The organism is Candidatus Sulfotelmatobacter sp. (genome assembly GCA_035498555.1).
Taxonomy (GTDB): Bacteria; Eisenbacteria; RBG-16-71-46; order RBG-16-71-46; family RBG-16-71-46; genus DATKAB01.
The window spans coordinates 1-8,323 of sequence record DATKAB010000014.1; the positions used below are offsets into that span (position 1 = coordinate 1).

Consider the following 8,323-nt stretch of genomic DNA (forward strand, 5'->3'; position numbering starts at 1 on the left):
CGGCGATCGCGATTTCACGGTGCGCTCGCTGCGGGGCAATGCCGTGTTCCGCTGGGAGTACATGCCGGGCTCGACGTTCTACCTGGTCTGGACGCAGACGCGCGACGACCAGGTGACCGAGGGCGAGTTCAACTTCCGCCAGTCGATGAGCGCCCTCGGGAATACGCACCCCGACAATATCTTCCTCGCGAAGCTGAGTTACTACTTCTCTCCCTAAGCACGAACGCGGGCGCGCTTGAATCGCGCCCGCGTTCCGCTGACTTCCCGCAGCTCCTAACGGCGCCGCCCGCCGCCGCCGCGCGCACCGCCGCTGGGACGCGCGCCGCCCGAGTACCCGCCGCTCCGCGAGCCGCCATAGTTCTGCTGCGTGCGCGCGTTGCCGGTGCTGCGGGCCTGAGCGTCGCGATTGAGCTGACCCGCCGTGTCGGAGTTGTAGCCGCCCGACGGCCGCGTCGACGGCTGCGTGCCCGCGGAGGGCCGCGTCGAGGGTTGCGTTCCCGTAGAAGGCCGCGTTCCCGCGCCGCCGGCCGGCTGATTCGAGGGCCGATTGCCGCCGTTGACGTCGTTCCAGCCGCCGCCGCCCGCGCCGCCGTTTCCGTTCCACTGCTGCCAGCCGCTGTCGGTCTTGCGGTACACGTTGCCGTCCTTGCCGGCGTAGACGTCGCCGTTCCCCTTCTGCCCGACGAAGCCGCTGCTGTTCGAAGTGTTCCAGCCCTTGGCCGAGCCGCCGCCGCTGCCCTGTGCCGCCCAGCGCGTGTTGCCGTTGGCGTCGGTGACGCGCTGAGTCTTCGCCCAGTTGTCACCGCGCGCGACCGCACTCGAGCCCCAGCTGCCATAGACGTTGCTGCCCTGGCGCGTCGCCGCCGCGGTGCCGGTGCGCGGGTTGTAGGCCTGTGCCCAGCCGGAGGAGCCGCCCGGTCCGTACGCCATGCCGCCGCGCGCGTAGGTGCCCGTCTTCGGATTGTAGGTCGCGGCGCGGCTCACGCCGCCGTAGGGGCCGTAGGCGTGTTGTGCGTAGCCGTAGGCGCCGGTGCGCGGGTTGTAGACCGCGCCGCCGCCGTATGCGACCGGTCGCGGGTAGTAGATCGGCGGGCCCATCGGCGGGTAGTGATAGTAGGGTGGGTAGTACCAGCCGCCGCCCCACATGGCGCAGCCGAACGCGATCGAGACGCCGACGTAGCCGGCGGTGTAGCCGTAGGTCGGATACTGAGGATCGTTTTCGACCACCGTCACGTAGGTCACGTTGCTGACCGGAGAGTCCGACGGAATCTTGTAGATCTCCGGCGGAATGTCGGTCGTGACTTCCCACGGGCCGTTCGGATTTCCGGACTTGAACCAGATGGCCTGGAAGCACAGGTAGTATTCGTTGCCCACCTTGATCACGTCGTTGGGCGAGTTGACGGCGTAGTAGAGCGTGGTGCCTTCGATCGGCTTGAACTCGGGATCGCCCGAGTAGCTGACCGTGGGCGCCGCGAGGTTCTTCTTGTCGACGCGCGCGGTCTTGGGGATCGAGGCGAGCAGCACCGCTTCGGCAGCCTCATCCGTGCCGGGGACCGACGAGCGCACGCGCGCGCGCGGATGATCGGGCGGAATCTGGCTGAACTCGGGCGGCAGGCTGTTGGAGGCGAAGGTCCACGGACCATCGAGGCTCTTGGCTTTGAACCAGCGCCCCGACACCAGGTAGTAGTAGTCGGCCTTCTTCATCTGGAACAGGTCGCTCTCGGTGTTCTCGACCCAGAGCAGGTTCGACTTCTTCGAGATCGGCTCGGTCTTCGCCTTGCCGTCGACCAGGATCAACTCGGCCGGCTTGTCGCTGAAGAACACCACCGGCATCTTGCTCTTGCTGATGCCCTTCCCGGGAATGTTCTCCTTCACCGCCTTCCAGTTGTCGTCGGAGGGCAGCTTCTGGAAGTCGTCGGGCAGCTTCTTCGCCGGCCCCCACTTCTTCGGGTCCTTGAGATCGGTGGTCTGGAGCCAGTAGGTGTCCTTGCGCAGGTACCAGATGTTGGTCTTGGTGTCCTGGAACAGATCCCAATTGGTGTTCACCACGTACTTGAGCGTGGTGCCCGAAATCGAGCTCATGATCGGCGTCGTGTCGGTCTGCACCAGGATCGACGGATCGGGCGAGACGAAGATCGGCGGCGGGTCGGTGTTGATCTTGACGCCCTTGGCGCCGATCTGGCTCTTGTCCACGGCGGCCAGCACGCGGTCGAGCGCGATCACCAGGTTGGCCTTGGGCAGGGATTTCTGAACCTCGCTAGCCACCTCCTGGGCGGCGTTCTTGTCGAGCGTCGAAAAGTTGATCTCTTCGATCGTCACGCGCTCGAGATTGACCATGCGCTCGTCGAGCGCGACCGAAGTCGGGGACTGAAGCTTGAGCGTGCCGAGCTTGGGCGTGGTGGAACCCTTCGAGGCGTACGAAATCGCACCCATCGCCTTCAACAGTTTCTGGTTGTCCCAGCTGAGGATCTGCGGCTGATAGAGGATCAGCGAGCCGCCCGAAGCGGTGGTGATCAGGCGCGGCCAGCCGCCATCGGGCGCCTTGGCGCTCACGGGAGGCGAAGCCTCGGCGAGCACACTTTCGGGCGCGGCGTGGATCGGAGCGGCGGCATGAGTCGGCACCGCCGCGTGCGGCGCGGCCGGCGTTGCCTGCTCGGGCGCGGCCGTCGTCGCTGCCGGCGTTTCGCTGGGAGGCGCCGGGTGCGCGGTGCTGTCGGTGGGCGCCTGCGCTGCGGTGCGCGAGGCGATCAGTGGGGTAGAGAGCGCGAGGCTCAGAGCGATAGCAACAGCCCGGCGCGAGAACGATCGAGCCAGCATGAGATTCTCCTCTTGATTCGGTTCTCGCGACTCTGGGCGCGCGAGGTTCAGCCGCCGGCGGGTTCAGGGGGGAGCGCCGGGACAGGATGGGCCCTTCGCCGCGGACGATAGCAGGGATGCCGGCGGGCCGGAACCGGGCCCGCGGCTCGTCACCGCGACAGCGTCAACTTCTCGGAGATGAGCTGGTGATCCGGCGAGGTGAGTCGGACGAAGTAGACCCCGTTCCTCGCCAGCAATCCACGGTCGGTGCGGCCGCTCCACTCGGCGCGATAGCGGCCGGCGTCACGGAATTCGTGGAGCACGGTGGCCACGCGGCGCCCGGAAAGATCGAAGATCGAGAGATCCACCACGCCGCCATGCTCGATCGAGAAGCCGAGGTCGGCGCGGCCGCGAGCAGGATTGGGGATCGGCGCGTCGAGCACGGTGAGGAATCGGGCGCCGCCGCCCGGCACGGCGGTCGAGCCGCTCGCCACCGAACTGTCCATGGTCGTGAACACGAAGTCGCCGCTGCCATTGCATTGATCGTCGCCGTTGGTCGAGTTGCCGGCGGCGAAGAAATAGATCTTGCCGCTATCGCCCGGCGGGGCCTGCCAGTTGACGTGCCACTCGACCGGGCCCACTTCGCCGTAGTGCGTGGGGCCGCCGGGATGCTCGATGTCGATAGTCCAGCCGGCCTGATCCACGTAGCGGCGGTTCTTGTACACGCTGCTTCCCGTCGGCTTCACGATCTTGAACGAATCGGGCGGAACGTTCGCGCCGAACTGCCAGATGCCCGCGCTGTCGCCGGTGTTGGCCTGAATCGCCTGGAGCTGAAATCCCCAGCGCAGCGGATCGGGCGGTACCGGATTCCAGGTGTGCTGCAGGCGGACCGTGATCAAATAAGTGGAACCCGGCGAGTAGTTGTGGGGGACGCCGAGCAACGTCAGCGAGCCGCTCGGATCGTTGATTCCCGAAGGAATGCCACTGCCGTTCGGAGTGTGGCAGACCGTGCAGTTGAGTTCGGCGGCCTCGGAGGGCTTTGGCGGAGTGTTGGCGAAACCCAGCGCTCCGGTTCGCGTGGCGACGGCGCCGGTGGGGACTGCGAAGGCGCGCGTCACTCCCAGGACAAGCACGCAAACGACGGCCGCCCGGACGATGGTGTGGCGCATGATGCGTACTCCTGCGGGATCGCTCGGTGGGGGATTGCAAGCCGACTGTCAGCGCCGAAAGTATAACTCATTGTCAGGCGTTCAGCTACAGAAAACGGCAAGTCAACCTCGAGGCGGGGCGGAGGCTTGGTGGGGTGCCTGGCCGGCCGGCCCTAATCGAGGACCGCGACGCGCGCGGTCCTCGTAACGCCGGACTGCGTGAGCCGCAACAGGTAGACCCCGGGCGCGAAGCGCCGACCGGCTGCAAGGTCCACGCGATGGGCGCCCGCACCGAAGGCGCCCACCTCGCGGGCCACCAGCCGGCGCCCGGCGAGGTCGAACAACTCGAGCCGCGCGGGCTCTCGTCCCACCAGCGAGAATGCTGCCACCAGCCGATCTCCTCGCGCCGGGTTCGGGAAGCTCCCGGCCAGTGCAAGAGACGACGCGGAGGGCGCTTCGAGCGATGGAGGCACCGCGGTCGAGCCGGAAGGCGTGCGATTGACGAGGACCTGGACGTCGTCCATAACCAGATTGACCGCGACGACGTCGGGCAGGAGATCGCCGTTGAGATCCGCGAATGCGACTTGATTGGGCTCGGAGCCGAGACCGAAATCGGTGATTGGCGGCGTGAAGTTCCCATCGCCGTGTCCCGACCACACCGAGAGCGCACTTGCGCTGGTCTGGAGGGCGAGATCGAGATGGCCGTCGCGATCCAAGTCCACGAGACCCAGGATCTGGTATGAGCCGCGCAGCAAGAGCTCATGGAACGCAGTGAACGATCCGTCGCCGGCACCCAGCATGACCGCGACGCTGTCGGGCCGCGAAGCTCCCGGGGTGTGCTCGATGGCCAGGTCGAGCACGCCGTCCTGGTTGACGTCGCCCAGCGCCAGAGTGCCGGCCCGTTTCATATCGAACGACGGCCCAGGAATGAACGTGCCATCGCCGTTGCCCATCAGGGTCCCGACGCGGTTGGCGTCGGCCCTGGAATAAACGATGTCGGGATTGCCGTCGTGATCGAGATTCCCCACGGCGAAGGAACTGGTCTGGTCGCCGGTCTCGAAAGCGACCGGTGGCTGGAACGTGCCGTTGCCGTTCCCGAGGACCGCTGCGATTTTGTGGGCGTCGCTGGCGATCACCCCGCCCGTTTCGTCGAAGCCGCACAGCACGACCAGATCGCGCTTCCCGTCGTGGTTCACGTCGGCGATCTGCACGCTCACCGGGCCTCGGCCCACGAACCAGCGCGCGGGCGGCCCGAAGGTTCCGTTGCCGTTTCCGTGTCGAATCGTGACGGTGGAATCGGAATCGCCGTTCGGCAGAGACGAATTCTCGGTCAGCAAGTCCGGAATCCCGTCGCCGTCGAAGTCGGCGAGAGCGATCTGCGCTGACGGCTCGATCGGGGAGCGCAGGAGCACGGGAAAATTCGCGGAACCGTCGTTGAGGAGCAGGTCCAGCGAGTCCGGCGACCCGGAAATCGTGGCGATATCGGGAATGCCATCGTGATTGACGTCCCCGACGGCAACTTGGGACGGACTGCCGCTGCCGGCTTCGAACTGGGTACCGACCGAGAATTCGCGGGCGTCGCCGAAACCGCCCGCCGCATTGCCGAGCAGAACTCCCGCCGCGCTACCTAAGTGGCCGGACAGCGCGAGGTCGTCGCGACCGTCCCCGTTGACGTCGACCACCGCGACCCCTCGCGCTGAACTGACGGACGCGAAGTCTCTCCCAGGCTCGAAAGTGCCATCCCCGTGGCCGCGAAGCAGGACGACCAGGCCATCCCCAGTCCTGCTCGCAGCGAGGTCGATCTTCCCATCGCCGTCGAAGTCGCCGGCGGCCAGGTACTGAGTGAACTTCTCGTTCGCGAATGTCGCCGCCGGCCCAAATGTCCCGTCCCCATTCCCGAGGCATACGCCGACGAAAGCGGAAGCGCTCGAAGACTCGATGAAAGCGACGTCGAGCTTGCCGTCGTGGTCGAAATCGCCCGCCGCCATGCGGCCGATGCTGGAAGGATAGTGAGCCCCGGCATCGACGAGGATGCCCGGCCCGAACGAGAAGCTGCCGTTGTTGAGGCGCAGCGACAGCTCTGTATCGTTGCCCACGAACGCGTAGCCCATGATGTCGGGCAGGCCGTCGTGATTGAAGTCGGCGACCAGCACGAAGTTGGATGACGTGGCCATCGTGAGATCCACGCGCGGGCCGAGCGTGCCGTCGGCGTTGCCGGGGAGGATCGAGAGCACGGGCGAGTTCGGGGTGGTGACGATCACGTCGCCGCGCCCGTCTCCATTCAGGTCGGCGATGACGACGGATCGCGAATTCGGGGAACCCGCCGAGAAGGTGGCGTACTCGACGTTGGGCCCGAGCGTCCCGTCGCCGTTGCCGAGCAGCAGCGAGACGTCGGCGGTGCGGTTCGCCGTCACAACGTCCAGCTTGCCGTCACCGTTCACGTCGCCGATCGCGATGTCCCAACACCAGGTGCCGCACGTGTAATCGACGGGCGGCGCGAAGCGACCGTCCCCGAGCCCGAGGTTGACCGAGAGCTCATTGCTAAAGGCATACGAAGCGGCCGAGACCAGATCAACCTTGCCATCCCCGTTGAGATCGCCGGCGGCCAACCCCTGCGGCGTCTCCCCGCCGGCGGTCGAGAGAAACGGGGCATCGAAGATGATCTCGGCGAGTGCTCCCTGCGCGGCAAGCGCCAAACCCGCGGCGAGGGCCGCGGCCGCGAGCGAGACGGGAAGAAGGCGTTTCATGGCGGGCCTCCGGACGAGCGCCGGCGCCGAAGGGGGTCGCTCCCGAGGACGGGTCGCGCGCCGGCCCTGACTCGAGAATTCTGACAGCGCGGGCGGCCGCAGGTCACGCCATTTTTCGCGGGGCCGGGGCGGCGCCCGCCCGCCTGCCCGCCGCCTCGACCGGCCCGGCGACGCTGGCTATACTCCACGCCCGCCATGGTTTCCCCGGCTCGAAGCACCTCATCGCCCCGCCACCTGAGCGCCGTCCGCGTGTCCCATCCGGCCGCGGCCGAGGCCCAGCATGCCCTGCTCGAGGGCGCCCGCCTCACCCAGGCCCAGGGCGTGCGCCTCTTCGACGCCCCGGTGCTCGATCTGGGCCGCCTGGCCAACGCCATGGCCCGCGACCGGCACGGCGACCGGGTCTATTTCACCGTCAACCGCCAGCTGAACCCGACCAACGTCTGCGTGCTTGCGTGCAAGTTCTGCGACTACGCGAAGAAGCCGGGCGCTCCCGACGCCTACACCATGACGCGCGAGCAGATCGAGGCGCACGTCGATCCCGAGATCACCGAGATCCACATCGTCGGCGGACTCCACAACAAGTGGCGCTTCGACGACTACCTGAACGTGATCCGCTGGGTGAAGGAGAAGAAGCCGGACTTGAGCGTCAAGGCCTACACCGCGGTCGAGATCGACTTCTTTTGCCGGTTGACCAAGATGCCGGCCGAGTGGGTGCTCGACCAGCTGCGCAAGGTCGGGCTCGACGCGCTGCCCGGCGGCGGCGCTGAAGTGTTCAGCGAGCGCGTGCGCCGCGAGATTTTCCATCAGAAGATCGGCGCCAAGCGCTGGCTCGAAATCCACGAAGTCGCGCATCGCATGGGCATTCCCTCCAACGCCACGCTGCTCTACGGCCACATCGAGACGCGCGCCGAGCGCGTGCAGCACCTGATCGACCTGCGCGAGCTGGAGGATCGCGCGCCGGGATTCTTCGCCTTCATCCCGCTCGCGTTCCAGCCCGGCAACACCGGCCTCGTCCGCCGCCAGGCTTCGGCGATCGAGGACCTGAAGACCATCGCGATCTCGCGCCTGGTGTTCGACAACGTGCCGCACGTGAAGAGCTACTGGGTGATGCTCGGCCAGGACACCGCCGGGCTCGGCCTCAACTTCGGCGCCAGCGACATGGATGGCACGATCGGCGTCGAGAAGATCGCGCACGCCGCCCAGGCCAAGAGCCCGGTCGGGCTGGCCGAAGAGGCGATGGTGCACTCGATCCGCGAGGCCGGGAAGATTCCGGTGCAGCGCGACGCGCTCTACCGCGTGGTGCGCGAGTACTCGGAGAGCGCGCTCGCCGCCACCTGAGCACGACGGCACGTGCGCTGAGCGTTCTCCCTGCGTGCGTCATGCTCAGCAGGTAGGGCCCCGGCGAGAGCGGCTTCCCCGCGCTCACGTCCACGCGATGGCGTCCCGCCTCGAGGCCCGAGAACTCCGCCGAGCGCACCCGCCGCCCGTTCCCGCCCCGCTATCTCGCGGCCACCGGCTCCTGTAGATCGTAACCGGTCAGGATTTCGCGGTAGTCGCTGGTCAGCCAGCCCGCGAAATTCCCGCTCTCATCGACGAAGTAGCCTTCGGCGTGCGAGATGATCCCGATGAAGC

General features: G+C 67.2%; 5 protein-coding genes. 2 read left to right on the forward strand and 3 right to left on the reverse strand.

Going from position 1 to position 8,323, the window contains the following annotated elements:
- Positions 1 to 217, forward strand: a 217-nt coding sequence (locus VMJ70_01640) for a hypothetical protein (GenBank protein HTO89809.1), incomplete at its 5' end; no start/stop codon positions are given.
- Positions 218 to 273: 56 nt separating this feature from the next.
- On the opposite strand, the gene VMJ70_01645 is transcribed toward VMJ70_01640, so the two are convergent.
- From VMJ70_01645 to VMJ70_01655, 3 genes are all read right to left on the reverse strand, one after another.
- On the reverse strand, positions 274 to 2,553 hold the full coding sequence (locus tag VMJ70_01645) for a hypothetical protein (protein HTO89810.1): 2,280 nt from the start codon (positions 2,551 to 2,553) through the stop codon (positions 274 to 276).
- Between the two features lie 413 nt (positions 2,554 to 2,966).
- On the reverse strand, positions 2,967 to 3,965 hold the full coding sequence (locus VMJ70_01650; protein HTO89811.1) for a choice-of-anchor V domain-containing protein: 999 nt from the start codon (positions 3,963 to 3,965) through the stop codon (positions 2,967 to 2,969).
- A 152-nt stretch (positions 3,966 to 4,117) separates the two neighbouring features.
- On the reverse strand, positions 4,118 to 6,691 hold the full coding sequence (locus tag VMJ70_01655) for a T9SS type A sorting domain-containing protein (GenBank protein HTO89812.1): 2,574 nt from the start codon (positions 6,689 to 6,691) through the stop codon (positions 4,118 to 4,120).
- A 249-nt stretch (positions 6,692 to 6,940) separates the two neighbouring features.
- Here VMJ70_01655 and mqnE point away from each other — a divergent pair, with 249 nt between their 5' ends.
- Entirely contained in the window at positions 6,941 to 8,029 is a 1,089-nt protein-coding gene (gene mqnE / locus VMJ70_01660; protein HTO89813.1) for an aminofutalosine synthase MqnE, read from the forward strand.
- The last annotated feature ends 294 nt before the right edge of the window (positions 8,030 to 8,323 follow it).

Bases quoted from the DNA above. Each gene is read 5' to 3' on its own strand.
- VMJ70_01650 (HTO89811.1), bottom strand. From the start codon at position 3,965: ATGCGCCACACCATCGTCCGGGCGGCCGTCGTTTGCGTGCTTGTCCTG.
- VMJ70_01655 (HTO89812.1), bottom strand. From the start codon at position 6,691: ATGAAACGCCTTCTTCCCGTCTCGCTCGCGGCCGCGGCCCTCGCCGCG.